This window comes from Agromyces sp. H17E-10 (assembly GCF_022919715.1).
In the GTDB taxonomy this organism is placed as follows: domain Bacteria; phylum Actinomycetota; class Actinomycetes; order Actinomycetales; family Microbacteriaceae; genus Agromyces.
On sequence record NZ_CP095042.1, the window covers coordinates 675,148 to 689,931 of the forward strand.

Sequence of the window (14,784 nt, forward strand, 5' to 3'; positions counted from 1 at the left end):
TCAGACTCCGCCCGCCGAGAGCTCGCCGAGCGGCCACGATCCCGCGATCCGGCCGTGATGCGAGGTCTCCGGCGGGCGGAGTCGCACGAGTGCGACCGTGCCGAGGTCGAGCCGCTCACCCCGATGCACGCGGCCGTGACGCTTCGCCGTCACGTGCGGGCGGAAGTCGGGTCGCAGGCGCACGAGGTCGACGCCGAGTTCGCGCAGCCTCGCGATCGTCGCGGCCCGCAGGGCGGCGATCTCACCGCCGTCGCGCACGAGCGAGACGGGGATGTCGCGGCGGGGGCCGAACATCGCGTCGTCGCCGACCGCGACCGAGATCGGCCGCGGTGCGGCCTCGCGCGCGACGCCCGCCAGCGCCGCCACCAGCGCGTCGGCGTCGAGGTCGGTCTCGAACGGTTCGACGAGGGTCACGTGCAGCGGCCATTGCGCGACCGTGAACACCTCGCCGGCGGCGAGGGGCTCCAGCGGCAGCACCACGACGTACCGTGCCATCAGCGGGCAGTGGCCGTCGCCGATTCGTCGTCGCCGACGACCGTCGCGTCGTCGTCGCGCGGTTCACCCGCCGTCGTGTCACGCCGCCGCTGCCACGGCCATCGCCCGTCGATCTCGACCGCGAGCGACCAGCTGAGGAACGTCCGGATGAGCACGATGATGCCGAGCACGCCGACCGACTCGAGCGTCGGGGTGACGGCGACGGTGCGGATGATATCGGCGGCGACGAGCAGTTCGAGGCCGATCAGGATGCCCCGGCCGAGCACCCTGCGGAAGCGTTCGTAGACCGGTCCCGTGTTGCGCAGGCGCCGGACCGCGGCATCCACCATCGCGTACAGCACCCCGATGACGATCGCGAGCACGCCGACGACGTCGATGACCTCGCCCGCGCGGGTGATGATCTGGCCGAAGTCCATGGCACCCTCCTGCCGCACACGCTAGACCCGGGTGGGGCGGAGGCCCGTCGACGCAGCCCGCGTGGCGCGGAGGCGGGGACGCGAAGGGGGCGGACGCCGGCCGGCGTCCGCCCCCTCGGGACCGCGGTGATCGCTACTCGGCGACGGGCGACGAGGCGTGCTCGAGGTGGTAGCGCAGGCTCGAGAGCTCGGCCTTCAGCGCCGCGGGCACGCGGTCGCCGAACTGGGCGAAGTACTCGTCGGTCAGGTCGCACTCGGCGAGCCACGAGTCACGGTCCACGTCGAAGAGCTGCGCGAGGGTCTCGTCGCTGAGTTCGAGGCCGTCGAGGTCGAGCGAGTCGGCGGCCGGCAGCAGGCCGATGGGGGTCTCGACCGTGTCGGCGGTGCCCTCGACGCGGCCGACGATCCACTCGAGCACGCGCGAGTTCTCGCCGAACCCGGGCCACAGGAACGAGCCGTCGGCGCCCTTGCGGAACCAGTTGACCTGGAAGATCTTCGGCGCGTTCTGGCCGAGCACGCGGCCCATCTTCACCCAGTGGCCCCAGTAGTCGGCCATGTTGTAGCCGCAGAACGGCAGCATCGCGAACGGGTCACGGCGCAGCTCGCCGACGGTGCCCTCGGCCGCAGCCGTCTTCTCCGACGAGATGGTCGCACCCATGAAGACGCCGTGCTTCCACGAGCGGGCCTCGGCCACGAGCGGCACGTTCGTCGCACGACGACCGCCGAACAGGATCGCGTCGATCGGCACGCCGTCGTGGGCGTCCCAGTCGTCGGAGATCTGCGGGCACTGGGCGGCGGCGACCGTGAAGCGCGAGTTCGGGTGCGCGGCCGGACGACCCGAGGCGGGCGTCCAGGGGTTGCCCTCCCAGTCGGTGAGCTCGGCCGGGACCTCGTCGGTCAGGCCCTCCCACCAGACGTCGCCGTCGGGGCGGAGCGCCACGTTCGTGAAGATCGTGTTGCCCCAGAGCGTCTGCACCGCGGTCGGGTTCGTCGACTCACCCGTGCCGGGCGCGACGCCGAAGAAGCCGGCCTCGGGGTTGATCGCGTAGAGGCGGCCGTCCTCGCCGGGACGCATCCAGGCGATGTCATCGCCGATCGTCTCGACCTTCCAGCCCGGGATCGTGGGCTGCAGCATCGCGAGGTTCGTCTTGCCGCAGGCCGAGGGGAACGCCGCAGCCACGTGGTACGACTTGCCCTCGGGCGAGGTGATCTTGATGAGCAGCATGTGCTCGGCGAGCCAGCCCTCGTCGCGCGCCATCACCGAGGCGATGCGCAGCGCGAAGCACTTCTTCGCGAGCAGGGCGTTGCCGCCGTAGCCCGAGCCGTACGACCAGATCTCGCGCGAGTCGGGGAACTGCACGATGTACTTCTCGTCGTTGCAGGGCCACTCGATCTCGGCGCGGTGGTGGCCGACGCCGTCGACGAGCGGGTAACCGACCGAGTGCACGGTGCGCACCCAGGGCTCGCCGGCCTCGATGAGGCGGTAGACCTGCTCGCCCATGCGGGTCATGATGCCCATCGACAGCACGACGTAGGGCGAGTCGGTGATCTCGACGCCGAGCTGCGAGATCGGGCCGCCGAGCGGGCCCATCGAGAAGGGCACGACGTACATCGTGCGGCCCTTCATCGAGCCGTCGAAGACCTCGGTGAGTTCGTCGCGCATCTCGCGCGGGTCGCGCCAGTTGTTCGTCGGGCCCGCGTCCTCCTCGTAGGTCGAGCAGATGAAGGTGCGGTCCTCGACGCGCGCGACGTCGGAGGGGTCGGTGCGCGCGAGGTAGCTGTTGGGGCGCCACTCGGGGTTGAGCTTGATGAGCTTGCCCTCGGCCACGAGCTGGCGCTCGAGCAGGTCGGCCTCGTGCTGCGAACCGTCGCACCACACGACGGCGTCGGGCTTCGTGAGGCCGGCGATCTCGTCGACCCAGGCGCGAAGGGCCGGGTCGGTGGTGCCGCGCTGCGCGTGGCCTTCGCCGTATGACTGGGTGCCGTCCGTGTCGGTCGAGAGCCCGGAGATGGTCATCGTCGTCCCTTCCAAATGCTGCCCGGCACGGCGCCGGATCGGTTCGTATTTCCAGAATGCGCCTCTTCGCGGCATCCCACCCGCCAAATCGGGTGTTAAGAATCTGCGATCTTTCGATATTCTTAACGGATGAAGGCAGGCTCCCCCGATCTCGCGACCCTCGGCCACCGCATACGCCATTTCCGCGGCGAGCGCGGGCTCACGCTCGACCAGCTCGGCGACGCCGTCGGCATGGCCGGCAGCCAGCTCTCCCTCATCGAGAACGGCAAGCGAGAGCCGAAGCTCTCGACGCTCGACGCCCTCGCGGCGGCGCTCGGCGTCGACCTCGCCGACCTGCTCTCGCGCGAGGCGCCGAGCCGTCGGGCCGCACTCGAGCTCGAGCTCGGTCGCGCCCAGTCGGGTCCGCTGTACGCGAGCCTCGGGCTGCCGCCCGTGAAACCCTCGCGCGGAATCACCGACGAGACGCTCGAAGCGGTCGTGGGCCTCCACCGCGAGCTGCAGCGCCGCGCGTCGGAGGCGATCGCGACGCCCGAGGAGGCGCGGCGCGCGAACACCGACCTGCGCGAGCGCATGCGCGGGCAGCACAACTACCTGCGCGACATCGAGGCCCTCGCCGAGGAGCAGGTGCGCGCCTCCGGGCACCGGTCGGGCGCGCTCACCCACCGCGAGGTCGGCGTGATGGCCGAGAAGCTCGGCTTCCAGCTCATCTACGTCGACGACCTGCCCGACTCGACCCGCTCGATCACCGACCTCGCGAACGGGCGCATCTACCTGCCGCCCGCCTCGATCCCGGGCGGACACGGCCTGCGCTCGATGGCGCTGCAGGCGATGGCGCACCGACTCCTCGGGCACACTCCCCCGGCCAGTTACGACGAGTTCCTCTGGCAGCGCCTTGAGATCAACTACTTCGCGGCGGCGTGCCTCATGCCGCAGGACGCGTCGGTCGCGTTCCTGCAGGAGGCGAAGAAGGAGAAGCGACTCGCGATCGAGGACTTCCGCGACGCGTTCGGCGTCACCCACGAGGCGGCGGCGCTGCGGTTCACGAACCTCGCGACCGAGCACCTCGACATGACCCTGCACTTCCTGCGGGTGAACGGCGACGGCGCACTGCTCAAGGGCTACGAGAACGACGGGCTGCCGCTGCCGACCGACGTGACGGGCTCGATCGAGGGCCAGTGGGTGTGCAAGAAGTGGAGTGCCCGCACCGCCTTCGAGCACACCAACCGCACGACCGAGAACTACCAGTACACCGACACCCCGGCGGGCACCTTCTGGTGCGCGACCCAGACCGGCCGAACGGATGCCGCGGAGTTCTCGATCACGGTCGGCGTGCCGTTCGCGCAGGCCAAGTGGTTCCGCGGTCGCGAGACGACGGTGCGCGCGGTGTCGACGTGCCCCGACGAGTCGTGCTGCCGCCGTGCCCCCTCGGAGCTCGCCGAGCGGTGGGCGGGCCAGGCCTGGCCGAGCGCGCGGCTGCACGCGCACGTGCTCTCCCCGCTGCCCTCGGGCACCTTCCCCGGCGTCGACGACGTGTCGGTGTACGAGTTCCTCGAGGCGCACGCCGGGCAGTAGGCGCGGCCGGCCCTTCCGATCGGGATGCCTCGAGCCGAGGCATCCGCCGCGCAATGAAGTTTCTGTTGCAATAGTGTGTTTGGCACAGTATCGTGTGAGGCATGAACCTCGATGAGACGACCGCCGGGCACCTGCAAGAGCTGCGCCGCGGCACCGTCGTGCTCGCCTGCCTCGTGCGGCTGCGCACGCCCGACTACGGCTACGCACTGCTCGAGTCGCTCAACTCGCTCGGCATCCTCGTCGACGCCAACACGCTCTACCCGCTGCTGCGCCGGCTCGAGAAGCAGGGGCTGCTCACGAGCGAGTGGAACACCGACGAGGCGAGGCCCCGCAAGTTCTATCGCACGAGCCCGACCGGCGAGCTCCTCGCCGACACCCTCATGACCGACTGGCGACGCATCGACGATGCCCTCGCCCGCCTCACCGACGGAGACGAATCATGAACGCCACCACCAGCCTGACCGACCGCTACGTCTGGGCCGCCGGCCGCAGCGTGCCCGAGGCCCAGCGCGACGAGCTCGAGCGAGAGTTGCGCGAACGCATCGGCGACGCGACCGACGCACTCGTCGACGAGGGGCAGGCGCCGGCCGACGCCGAGCACGCCGCACTGACGGCGCTCGGCGACCCGGCCGCCCTCGCCGCCGACTACATCGGGCGCCCGCTGCAACTCATCGGCCCGCGCTACTTCCTCGTGTGGTGGCGGCTGCTGAAGTTCCTGCTCGCGCTCGTGCTCCCGATCGCGGTCGCCGGCATCACGCTCGGGCAGCTGCTGTCGGGCGTCGAGGTCGGCGAGGTCATCGGCAGCGCGGTCTCGGGCGCGCTCTCGGTCGGCGTGCACCTCTGCTTCTGGACGACGCTCGTCTTCGCGATCCTCGAACGGGTGCCCGCCGCCCCCGGGCAGCGCGGCATCGATCTCGAGTGGAAGCCCGAGATGCTGCCGCAGATCGCCGACGACGGCCGCACCAACCGGCTCGTCGACCTCGTCTCGTCGCTCGTGCTGCTCGGCATCTTCGGCGTGCTGCTCGTCGTACAGCAGTTCGGGCTGCCGTGGGTCGACGCGCTCTCGTCGATGCCGCTCCTCGACCCGGCGCTGTGGAGCTTCTGGCTGCCGTATTTCCTCGTTCTCATCGTGCTCGAGGCGGCGTTCGCGATCGCCGTGTACGTCCGTGGCTGGACGTGGGGCCTCGCGGGCATCAACCTCGTGCTCGGCGCCGCTTGGGTCGTGCCCGGCCTGTGGCTCTGGGCGACCGGGCAGCTCTTCAACCCGGCGGCTCTCGAGGCGGTCGGCTGGCCGTGGGGCGAGGCGGGCGCCGTGATCGCGCCCATCGTCGTGGTGGTCGTGATCGCCGCCGCCGCGTGGGACGTCGTCGACGGCTTCATCAAGGCGGCCCGGTCGCAGCAGCGCATCACGGCCGTGTGAACGCGGCGGCATGAACACGGATGCCTCGGGGCCGGCGATGATCGCCGGCCCCGAGGCATCCTGTCGCGAGGTTCGTCAGGTCACTTCGGCTGCATGCGGATCGCGCCGTCGAGGCGGATGACCTCGCCGTTGAGCATGGGGTTCGCGATGATCGAACGCACGAGGGCGGCGTACTCGGTGGGGTGGCCGAGCCGGGAGGGGTGCGGCACCTGCGCCTCGAGCGAGGCGCGGACCTCGTCGGGCATGCCGGCCATCATGGGCGTCTCGAAGATGCCGGGCGCGATCGTCATGACGCGGATCAGCAGCTTCGAGAGGTCGCGCGCGATCGGCAGGGTCATGCCCGCGACGCCCGCCTTCGACGCCGAGTAGGCGGCCTGGCCGATCTGGCCGTCGAACGCCGCGACCGACGCCGTGTTCACGATGACGCCGCGCTCGGCCGTCTCGGGTCCGCCGGCGAGCGAGGAGGTGACGGGCTCGTTCTGCGCCATCGCCGCGGCGGCGAGCCGGGTCACGTTGAAGGTGCCGATGAGGTTCACCCGGATCGTGCGCTCGAATGCGTCGAGCGGGCCCGCGCCCTCACGGCCGACCGTGCGGTTCGCGGTCACGATGCCGGCGCAGTTCACCGCGACACGGAGCGGCGCGAGCGCCTGCGCCGCGTCGACCGCGGCCTGCACGTCGGCCTCGTTCGAGACGTCGGCCGCGACGAACCGGGCGTTCTCGCCGAGGGCGGCCGCGGCCTCCTCGCCGCGGGGCCCGGGCAGGTCGACGATGACGACCGAGGCGCCGCCGTCGATGAGGGCGGCAGCCGTCGCCCGGCCGAGGCCCGAGGCCCCGCCGGTGACGATCGCGGATGCGCCGCTGAGTTCCATGTGTGCTCCTTCGTGGAGGTCGCTCGCTGAGCCTGCCGAAGCGCGCGGTCGTGGTGGTCTCGCTTCGACAGGCTCAGCGAGCGGGTGGTGCGGTCAGATGCGCTCGATGACGGTGGCGTTCGCCATGCCGCCGCCTTCGCACATCGTCTGCAGGCCGAAGCGCCCGCCGGTCGCCTCGAGCTGGTTGACGAGCGTTGTGAGCAGGCGCGTTCCGGAGGAGCCCAGCGCGTGCCCGAGCGCGATCGCGCCGCCGCGCGGGTTGAGCTTCTCGGGGTCGGCCCGGGTGTCGGCGAGCCACGCGAGCGGCACCGAGGCGAACGCCTCGTTCACCTCGTACGCGTCGATGTCGTCGTGCGTGAGCCCGGCTCGCTCGAGCACCTTGGCCGTCGCCGGGATCACGCCCGTGAGCATGTAGAGCGGGTCGCTGCCGACGACCGAGAACGCCCGGAACCGCGCGCGGGGGGTGAGCCCCAGCTGCGAGGCGCGTTCGGCGCTCATGATGAGGGCTGCGGATGCTCCGTCGGTGAGCGGCGACGAGTTGCCGGGCGTGATGCGCCAGTCGAGTTCGGGAAAGCGCTCGGCGAGCGCGTCGGTGCGGAACGCCGGCTTGAGCCCCGCGAGCGACTCGGCGCTCGTGCCGGGGCGAACGGTCTCGTCCGTGAGCGAGTCGACGCCGGGCACGGGCACGACCTCGGTCGCGAAGGCGCCCGACTCGGTCGCGGCGGCCGCGAGCTCGTGCGAGCGCGCGGAGAACGCGTCGAGCTCGTCGCGCGAGAAGCCCCACTTCGCGGCGATGAGCTCGGCCGAGACGCCCTGGTTCACGAGCCCCTCGGGGTAGCGATTGCGCAGGCGCGAGCCGAAGGGGTCGGCGCCGGCGGCGCTCGTGCCGAGCGGCACGCGGCTCATCGACTCGACGCCGCAGGCGATCACGATGTCGGCGCTGCCCGCGATGACGGCCTGGGCGGCGAACGTCGCGGCCTGCTGGCTCGACCCGCACTGCCGGTCGATGGTCGTTCCGGGGACGTGCTCGGGGAAGCCGGCGGCGAGCACCGCGTTGCGGGTGATGTTGTAACTCTGCTCGCCGATCTGGCTGACGCAGCCGCCGATGACGTCGTCGACGAGTCCCGGGTCGAGGTCGCTGCGCGAGACGAGCGCGTCGAGCACCCCCGCGAGCAGATCGACCGGGTGCACGCCCGAGAGGAGTCCGCCGGGCTTGCCGCGCCCGACGGGGGTGCGCACGACGTCGACGATCACGGCTTCGTTGCTCATGGCTCCAGCCTACGTCGGCCGCGAACGGCGGATGCCCCGGACGCGGACTCGCGCACGGGGCATCCGATCGATCGTGAAGCAGGTCAGACGGGCACGACCTCGCGCTCGAGCGAGGCGAGCACGACGGGCTGGCGCTCGGGGAAGACGATCGGGTGCGAACCCGCCATCGCCTCGATGACGCGCACGACCTGGCACGAGTAGCCGTACTCGTTGTCGTACCAGACGTAGAGCACGGTGTCGGTGCCGTCGGCGATCGTGGCGAGGCCGTCGACGATGCCCGCGCGGTTGTTGCCGACGAAGTCGGTCGAGACCACCTCGGGCGACTCGATGTAGTCGATCTGCTGGCGCAGCGGCGACGTGAGCGACACCTGGCGGAGGTACTTGTTGATCTCGTCCTTCGAGGTCGGCCGCTCGAGCTGCAGGTTGAGGATCGCGAGTGACACGTCGGGCGTGGGCACGCGGATCGCCGAGCCGGTGAGCTTGCCCTCGAGCTCGGGCAGCGCCTTCGAGACGGCCTTCGCCGCACCGGTCTCGGTGATGACCATGTTGAGCGCCGCCGAGCGGCCGCGACGGTCGCCCTTGTGGAAGTTGTCGATGAGGTTCTGGTCGTTCGTGAACGAGTGCACGGTCTCGACGTGTCCGCGCACCACGCCGTAGGCGTCGTTGACGGCCTTCAGCACCGGAGTGATCGCGTTCGTCGTGCACGAAGCCGCCGAGAGGATGCGGTCGGCGTCGACGATGTCGTCGGTGTTGATGCCGTGCACGATGTTCTTGATCGCGCCCTTGCCCGGCGCGGTGAGGAGCACGCGCGAGACGCCCGTCGACTGCAGGTGCTGGCTGAGGCCGGCCTCGTCGCGCCAGCGGCCCGTGTTGTCGACGACGATCGCGTCGTGGATGCCGTACTCGGTGTAGTCGATCGTCGCGGGGTCGTTCGAGTAGATGACCTGGATGAGCGTGCCGTTGGCGAGGATCGTGTTGTTCGCCTCGTCGACCTCGATCGTGCCGGCGAAGGGGCCGTGCACCGAGTCGCGGCGCAGCAGGCTCGCGCGCTTCATGAGGTCGTTGTCGCTGCCCTTGCGCACGACGATCGCGCGCAGGTTGAGGCCCTGGCCGCCACCCGAGTGGGCGATCAGGATGCGGGCGAGCAGACGGCCGATGCGGCCGAACCCGTAGAGCACGACGTCGGTGCCGGATGCCTCGGGGGCGGCGCCGCCCGCGACGGGGGCGATCTCGGCGCGCACGAAGTCCGTGAACCCGGGCGCCTCGCCAGCGGCCTGCGCGGCGGCGTGGCGGCTCACGATGCGGGCGACGTCGATCGACGCGGGGCCGGGGGCGATCTCGCGGAGCGCCTCGAGCACGCGCATCGTGTCGGCGAGGTCGAGCTCGTCGTCGCCGGCCTGACGTGCGAAGCGGTGCGCCTTCACGAGCTCGATCGCGGAGCGGTTGATGAGGCGGCGGCCGTGGATCGAGGTCACGACCCCGTGGTCACGGTAGAGGCCGCCGATGAGCGGAATCATCCGCTCGGCGAGCTCCTCCTTGGCGATCCATTCAGCACGGCGGGCGTCGAACTCGTGGCTCACGGTCTTCCTTCTCGGCCGAGCGCGCGGGCGTCGTCGACCAGGGTCGTGCGACCGCGTCTGCCGGTGGGCAGCGCTGGCCGCATTCTTTCCGGGGATGTCTCGATCATACGTGGACATCGATGCGTGATTGCTGTACGTGACGTCGAACGCATGCGTCGGCGCGCGACGGCACGGCGACCTCGTGCGACCTCCGTAGACTGCTGTGACGTGGATCGCATCATGCCCGGCGTCATCGCGATCATCGTGGGCTCCGCCGCGCTCGTCGTCGTCTTCGTGCCGCTCGTCGCCCTCAGCTACCGCCGCCGCGGCGGCTTCTCGGGAGCCCGCCTGCTCGGCTGGATCGCGCTGCTGTTCTACGTCATGGGACTGTGGGCGTACACCCTGCTCCCGCTGCCCGACGGCGCGTACGACTGCGTCGGCGTCGAACTGAACCCGTTCGCCGTCGTCACCGACATCGCTCGGCTGCAGGCCGAGCACGGCGGTTCGCTGCTGCGCAACCCGGCGTTCCAGCAGCTCGTGCTCAACATCCTGCTGTTCCTGCCGCTCGGCTTCTTCGCGCGGGCGCTCTTCGGCCGGGGCGTCCTCGTCGCCGCCGGGTCGGGAGCGATCGTGTCGCTCGCGATCGAGGTCACCCAGCTGACGGGTGTGTGGGGACTCTTCCCCTGCGCGTACCGGCTGTTCGACACGGGTGACCTCGCCGCGAACACGGTCGGCGCCGTGCTCGGTTCGGCGATCGCCGCGGCGGCGCTGCACCCGTGGCGCGGGCGGGGCCGGGCGACTCCGGCGACCGCCGACGACGCGCCGGTCACGGCAGGACGCCGAGTGCTCGCGATGGTCGTCGACCTGCTCACGGTGTGGCTCACCGCCTACGGGCTCGCCGTGATGGCGTCCGCGGTCGTCTCGGTGCTCGCCGGAGGTCTGCCGGCGTGGTTCGACCCCGATCGCGTCGGGCTCGCGACCACGCTCGTCGCGATCGGTGCGCAGGCGTGGTCGGTGCTCGCCGGCGGCGTCACCATCGGCGAGCGCGTCGTGCTCATCGAGGCCGTCGAGATGCGGCCACCGAAGCTCGGACGCCGAGTCGTCCGTTTCGCCGTCGGCATCGGCGGCTACACGATCGCGGGTCTGCTCCCGGGTCTGCTCGCCCTCGTCGCCCCGGTGCTCGCGATCGCCAACCTCGTGGGCGCCTTCACGACCCGCGGCCACCGCGGGTTCGCCCAGGCCGTGGCGGGCATGGACGCGGTCGGGCGTGCGCGGCCGGCGACGGCGAAGACGGCGCTCGGTGAGGCCTCGTCGACGACGACGCCGCGTTAGGCGGGTGCCGCGCTCGACCGCTCAGGCGATGCGGACGTCGTCGACGTAGCCGATCTCCTTGCTCGCGATGCGCTCGGGGATGCCCTCGAAGATCGCCGCCCGCTCGGGCGAGACGACGTAGGCGGCCTCGGTGCGCTCGAACTCGGCGCGGTCGCCGGGCACGCTCACGGCCCACACGAACTCGTTCGCCTCGGGCACGCCGTAGGCGAACTCGACCGCGAAACCCGTCGCCCGCCGCACCGGGGGCATCTTCGCCTCGAACCACGAGACGAACGCCTCGTACTCGCCGGGGACGATCTGGTAGCGGCGCAACTGCACGGTCTTCATGCGTCAATCATGCCGTGGCGGGCGGGCCCGTGACGCCTCGCGTCGCAGGCCGGCACCCTGACGCCTCGCGTCGGGTGCCGGCCCGCGACGGGCGGGCTCAGCCGAGGTGCTCGGCCGTCGCGCCCTCCGCGCCGTGGCCGATGCGGCGGTAGACGTCGGGCCGCCGCCCGCGGAGCACGAGGCCCCAGACGATGCCGACGACCCCCGCGAGCACGATGAGCGCCGGCAGCAGGAAGGTCGTGGCGTCGGGCTCGGCCTGGCCGAGCAGCACGGTGAAGTTCATGACGATGAGCACGAGCACCGTCGTGAGTGCGAGGAACGAGAGCACCGGCGACACGATGCGCGAACCCACGCCGACGTCGCGCTGGTCGCGGCGGAAGTAGCCGATGACCGCGAGCGAGACCACCGCCATGAGCAGCACGAGCCCGAGGGCACCCGTGTTGGTGAGCCAGTTGAAGAGCGTGACGACGGGGAACAGCGGCCCGAGCTCGCTGCCGGCACCGGCGATCGCGAAGACCCCGACGACGACGAGCGCCAGGACCGACTGTGCGATCGAGCCGGCCCACGGCGAGCCGCTGCGCTCGCGCACCTTGGCGAACCAGGCGGGCAGCACGCCCTCGCGGCCGAGTGCGAACCCGTACCGGGCGACGGCGTTGTGGAAGCTGACGAGCGCGGCGAACAGGCTCGTGATGAACAGCAGCGACATGAAGTCGACCATGATCGGTCCGAGCCGCTCGGCGACGAACGCGAAGAACAGCGGCGGTCCGGCCTCCTCGGGCGAGATGCCGCCCGAGGAGATCTTGTCGGTGCCCACGGCGAGCGCGAGCGCCCAGGAGGAGATCGCGTAGAACACGCCGATGATGATGACGGCGGCGAACGTGGCCCGGGCGACCGTGCGCTTCGGGTCCTTCGCCTCCTCGCCGTAGATCGCCGCCGACTCGAAGCCCATGAACGCGGCGATGCCGAAGACGAGCACGGCGCCGATGCCGGGCAGCAGGAGCGAGGCGGGCGAGATGGGCGCCGCCGTGAAGCCGTCGGCGGGGTTCGCGAACGCGACGACGTCGAAGACGGTGACCACGACGAACTCGAGCACGACGATGACGCCGAGCACCTTCGCCGAGAGGTCGACCCGGTTCACGCCGAGCAGGCCCACGATGAGGATGAAGACGACCACGCCGACCCACCACGGCACGTCGATGCCGAGCTTCTCGCTGACGAGCACCGAGATCTGGAAGCCGAACATGCCCCAGATGCCGATCTGCATGCAGTTGTACGCCACGAGGGCAATGAGGGCGACGCCGACGCCGACGGGGCGCCCGAGCCCCTGCGCCGCGTAGGCGTAGAACGCGCCGGCGTTCGTGATGAACCGGCTCATCGCGGCGTAGCCGAGCGAGAACACGGCGAGAACGGCGGCGAGCACGAGATACCCGATCGGCACCGCGATCGAGCCGGTGACGGAATAGGCGGTCGTGGCACCGCCCGCGATGACGGTGAGGGGCGCGGATGCCGCGATGATCAGCACCACGATCGCGGGAACGCCGAGCTTGCCGCGGGTACGGTGCTCGGGAGCGATCGTGTCGGGGAGCGTGCTCGCACTCATGTGAACTCCAGTGTTCGACGGGGACGGGGCAGACGCAATACTCCCCCGCCGCATCCGCGCCGTCTTGTCCGGCGGCGCACGGTGCTTGACCACCGCGGCATGCCGGCGCCGCTCGCGCGCCGGCCCGCTATCGTGCTCGCTGTGAGCAGTGAACGCCCCTCGCCCCCGGCCGACGACACCGAGACGCCGGCCACGACGTCATCGACGCCCGCGGCGACGACCTCCGGCCGGCAGGCCCTCTTGGCCGCGACGATCACGGTGGTGGCCGAGTCGGGCCTGCGAGCGCTGACCTACCGGGCGGTCGCGGCCGAGGCCGGCGTCTCGCACGGACTCGTGCGTCACCACTTCGGCACACGCGACCAGCTGATCGCCGAGGCGCTCTCGTTCGCGGTCGACGAGAGCCTGCGCGAGACGAACATGGCGGGTCGCGGAGCGCCGGGCGACACGGCGCACTTCGCGGAGGGGCTCGCGTCGCTCGCCTCGCGCAGCACGGCGGTGCAGGCGTTCCAGTACGAGCTGCTGCTCGAGTCGCGACGCCGGCCCGAGCTGCGCCCCGCGGTCGAGCAGTACTACGAGACCTACCGACGGGCGACCCGCGACCGGCTCCTCGAGCTCGGCATCGACGACGACGAGCTCATCGAGGTGATCTGGTTCGCCCTCGACGGGCTCGTCTTCAAGACCCTCGTGCTCGGGGTCGACGCCGACGCCGAGCGGGTGCTCGCGCGCATCCGCCGACTCGTCGAGGAGCACGCGACCCGCAGCTGAGGCGCGAGGGCGCAGCATCCTCGACCCGCCCGATTTCTTGACTATCCAAATGGATAGTCCTATGGTGTTCGCAACCATCGAGGCGGTTCGAGGAGGAATGGCGATGGGTCGAGCGACGACGACGGGAAGTCTGGACTTCCCCCGATTCCGCACGGCGGTGAGCGAGTCCTTCGTGCCGCTCCGGGTGACGACCGACCGTCCCGACCCGTTCGGCGGGGGCATCCGCCACGTCGCCGCGGGCGACGTGCACTGCTCGATCGTCGCGGCCGACGAGCACCTCGTCGAGCGCACGCCGAGACTCATCGCCGACTCGCCGCGACGCTGCTACAAGGTGGGCCTGCAGCTCGAGGGCACCGGCCTCCTCGTGCAGCACGGACGCGAGACGGTGCTCCGGCCCGGATCGCTCGTCATCTACGACACCGACCACCCCTACTCGCTCGCCTTCGAGGAGCGGTCGAGCACCTTCGTGCTCATGTTCCCGGCGCACGCCCTCGACCTCCCGCACGACGCCGTCGGCGAGCTCACGGCGACGTCGCTCGGCGACGCCGGCGGGCTCGGTGACGTCGTCGTACCGCACCTCGCGAACCTCGCCGGCAACCTCGAGCTGGTCGGCGGACCCGGCGGCGACCGCCTCGCCCGCACGAGCGTCGACCTCGTCGCCGCCATGCTCTCGAACGAGCTCGCGACGGCCCGGGTGTCGACGAGCCCGCGACAGCGGTTGTTCAGCGAGGTCACCCGCTACATCGACGAGCACCTGCGCTCGACCGAACTCGACCCGGGCAGCCTCGCAGCGGCGCACTTCGTCTCGCCCCGCCACCTGCATTCGCTGTTCCACGAGCACGGTGCGACGGTCTCGGGCTGGGTGCGCCGGCGCCGGCTCGAGGAGTGCCGCCGCCGCCTCGCCGACCCCGCGTTCGACCACCGGTCGATCTCGAGCATCGCGAGCGAGTGGGGCTTCGCCGACGCGGCGCACTTCAGCCGCGTGTTCCGCACCGAGTTCGACCGCTCGCCGAGCGCGATCCGCGGCGAGCGGTAGCCCGCGCTCGGCCGCGTCGACGACCTGCGCCTGCGGCGACATCGCGCCGCAGCATCCCGAACCCGCACTCGAGCTCGTATGCGCGCAGCACGCGCACGCGCGCCCCG

General features: G+C 71.2%; 14 protein-coding genes. 6 read left to right on the forward strand and 8 right to left on the reverse strand.

What is annotated here, in order from left to right:
• The 3 genes from MUN74_RS03065 to MUN74_RS03075 all read right to left on the reverse strand — a co-directional run bounded on the left by MUN74_RS03065 (position 1) and on the right by MUN74_RS03075 (position 2,928).
• A complete protein-coding gene (locus MUN74_RS03065; protein ID WP_244854953.1) occupies positions 1-495 on the reverse strand; it encodes a 2'-5' RNA ligase family protein in 495 nt (164 codons plus the stop codon).
• On the reverse strand, positions 495-911 hold the full coding sequence (locus tag MUN74_RS03070; protein WP_244854954.1) for a DUF1622 domain-containing protein: 417 nt from the start codon (positions 909-911) through the stop codon (positions 495-497). Before MUN74_RS03070 ends, MUN74_RS03065 begins: the two co-directional genes overlap by 1 nt.
• A gap of 133 nt (positions 912-1,044) precedes the next feature.
• Entirely contained in the window at positions 1,045-2,928 is a 1,884-nt protein-coding gene (locus tag MUN74_RS03075; protein WP_244854955.1) for a phosphoenolpyruvate carboxykinase (GTP), read from the reverse strand.
• A gap of 129 nt (positions 2,929-3,057) precedes the next feature.
• Here MUN74_RS03075 and MUN74_RS03080 point away from each other — a divergent pair, with 129 nt between their 5' ends.
• The 3 genes from MUN74_RS03080 to MUN74_RS03090 all read left to right on the forward strand — a co-directional run bounded on the left by MUN74_RS03080 (position 3,058) and on the right by MUN74_RS03090 (position 5,920).
• The gene (locus MUN74_RS03080) at positions 3,058-4,500 is read left to right on the forward strand and encodes a helix-turn-helix domain-containing protein (RefSeq protein ID WP_244854956.1); all 1,443 of its coding nucleotides are present in this window, start codon (positions 3,058-3,060) and stop codon (positions 4,498-4,500) included.
• Between the two features lie 101 nt (positions 4,501-4,601).
• Positions 4,602-4,943, forward strand: coding sequence for a PadR family transcriptional regulator (locus MUN74_RS03085; protein ID WP_244854957.1), 342 nt, complete (start codon positions 4,602-4,604; stop codon positions 4,941-4,943).
• Complete coding sequence (locus MUN74_RS03090; RefSeq protein WP_244854958.1) at positions 4,940-5,920, forward strand: permease prefix domain 1-containing protein; 981 nt, start codon at positions 4,940-4,942, stop codon at positions 5,918-5,920. Before MUN74_RS03085 ends, MUN74_RS03090 begins: the two co-directional genes overlap by 4 nt.
• Before the next feature lie 80 nt (positions 5,921-6,000).
• Here MUN74_RS03090 and MUN74_RS03095 read toward each other — a convergent pair whose 3' ends face one another.
• The 3 genes from MUN74_RS03095 to MUN74_RS03105 form a co-directional block, all read right to left on the reverse strand.
• Positions 6,001-6,789, reverse strand: coding sequence for an SDR family NAD(P)-dependent oxidoreductase (locus MUN74_RS03095; RefSeq protein ID WP_244854959.1), 789 nt, complete (start codon positions 6,787-6,789; stop codon positions 6,001-6,003).
• A 93-nt stretch (positions 6,790-6,882) separates the two neighbouring features.
• On the reverse strand, positions 6,883-8,058 hold the full coding sequence (locus MUN74_RS03100) for a thiolase family protein (protein ID WP_244854960.1): 1,176 nt from the start codon (positions 8,056-8,058) through the stop codon (positions 6,883-6,885).
• 83 nt (positions 8,059-8,141) lie between these two features.
• Entirely contained in the window at positions 8,142-9,638 is a 1,497-nt protein-coding gene (locus MUN74_RS03105; RefSeq protein WP_370647338.1) for a glyceraldehyde-3-phosphate dehydrogenase, read from the reverse strand.
• A gap of 207 nt (positions 9,639-9,845) precedes the next feature.
• On the opposite strand from MUN74_RS03105, the gene MUN74_RS03110 reads away from it, so the two are divergent.
• Positions 9,846-10,949 (forward strand): VanZ family protein, encoded by a 1,104-nt coding sequence (locus MUN74_RS03110; RefSeq protein WP_244854961.1) that lies wholly within the window; start codon positions 9,846-9,848, stop codon positions 10,947-10,949.
• Positions 10,950-10,970: 21 nt separating this feature from the next.
• Here MUN74_RS03110 and MUN74_RS03115 read toward each other — a convergent pair whose 3' ends face one another.
• Both MUN74_RS03115 and MUN74_RS03120 read right to left on the reverse strand, forming a co-directional pair.
• Complete coding sequence (locus MUN74_RS03115; RefSeq protein WP_244854962.1) at positions 10,971-11,276, reverse strand: hypothetical protein; 306 nt, start codon at positions 11,274-11,276, stop codon at positions 10,971-10,973.
• Positions 11,277-11,373: 97 nt separating this feature from the next.
• Positions 11,374-12,876, reverse strand: coding sequence for an APC family permease (locus MUN74_RS03120; RefSeq protein WP_244854963.1), 1,503 nt, complete (start codon positions 12,874-12,876; stop codon positions 11,374-11,376).
• A 141-nt stretch (positions 12,877-13,017) separates the two neighbouring features.
• Between MUN74_RS03120 and MUN74_RS03125 the strand changes: the two genes are divergently transcribed.
• Together MUN74_RS03125 and MUN74_RS03130 are read left to right on the forward strand one after the other, a co-directional pair.
• On the forward strand, positions 13,018-13,641 hold the full coding sequence (locus MUN74_RS03125) for a TetR/AcrR family transcriptional regulator (RefSeq protein ID WP_244854964.1): 624 nt from the start codon (positions 13,018-13,020) through the stop codon (positions 13,639-13,641).
• A gap of 103 nt (positions 13,642-13,744) precedes the next feature.
• Positions 13,745-14,677: an AraC-like ligand-binding domain-containing protein gene (locus tag MUN74_RS03130; RefSeq protein ID WP_244854965.1), complete on the forward strand. Its 933-nt coding sequence runs from the start codon at positions 13,745-13,747 to the stop codon at positions 14,675-14,677.
• Positions 14,678-14,784: the final 107 nt, after the last annotated feature.

What these genes read in the sequence shown, in the direction of transcription:
- MUN74_RS03090 (WP_244854958.1), top strand. Translation starts at nt 4,940, where the DNA reads ATGAACGCCACCACCAGCCTGACCGACCGCTACGTCTGGGCCGCCGGC.
- MUN74_RS03130 (WP_244854965.1), top strand. Translation starts at nt 13,745, where the DNA reads ATGGGTCGAGCGACGACGACGGGAAGTCTGGACTTCCCCCGATTCCGC.
- MUN74_RS03075 (WP_244854955.1), bottom strand. Translation starts at nt 2,928, where the DNA reads ATGACCATCTCCGGGCTCTCGACCGACACGGACGGCACCCAGTCATAC.
- MUN74_RS03120 (WP_244854963.1), bottom strand. Translation starts at nt 12,876, where the DNA reads ATGAGTGCGAGCACGCTCCCCGACACGATCGCTCCCGAGCACCGTACC.
- MUN74_RS03095 (WP_244854959.1), bottom strand. Translation starts at nt 6,789, where the DNA reads ATGGAACTCAGCGGCGCATCCGCGATCGTCACCGGCGGGGCCTCGGGC.
- MUN74_RS03115 (WP_244854962.1), bottom strand. Translation starts at nt 11,276, where the DNA reads ATGAAGACCGTGCAGTTGCGCCGCTACCAGATCGTCCCCGGCGAGTAC.
- MUN74_RS03080 (WP_244854956.1), top strand. Translation starts at nt 3,058, where the DNA reads ATGAAGGCAGGCTCCCCCGATCTCGCGACCCTCGGCCACCGCATACGC.
- MUN74_RS03070 (WP_244854954.1), bottom strand. Translation starts at nt 911, where the DNA reads ATGGACTTCGGCCAGATCATCACCCGCGCGGGCGAGGTCATCGACGTC.
- MUN74_RS03100 (WP_244854960.1), bottom strand. Translation starts at nt 8,058, where the DNA reads ATGAGCAACGAAGCCGTGATCGTCGACGTCGTGCGCACCCCCGTCGGG.
- MUN74_RS03085 (WP_244854957.1), top strand. Translation starts at nt 4,602, where the DNA reads ATGAACCTCGATGAGACGACCGCCGGGCACCTGCAAGAGCTGCGCCGC.
- MUN74_RS03065 (WP_244854953.1), bottom strand. Translation starts at nt 495, where the DNA reads ATGGCACGGTACGTCGTGGTGCTGCCGCTGGAGCCCCTCGCCGCCGGC.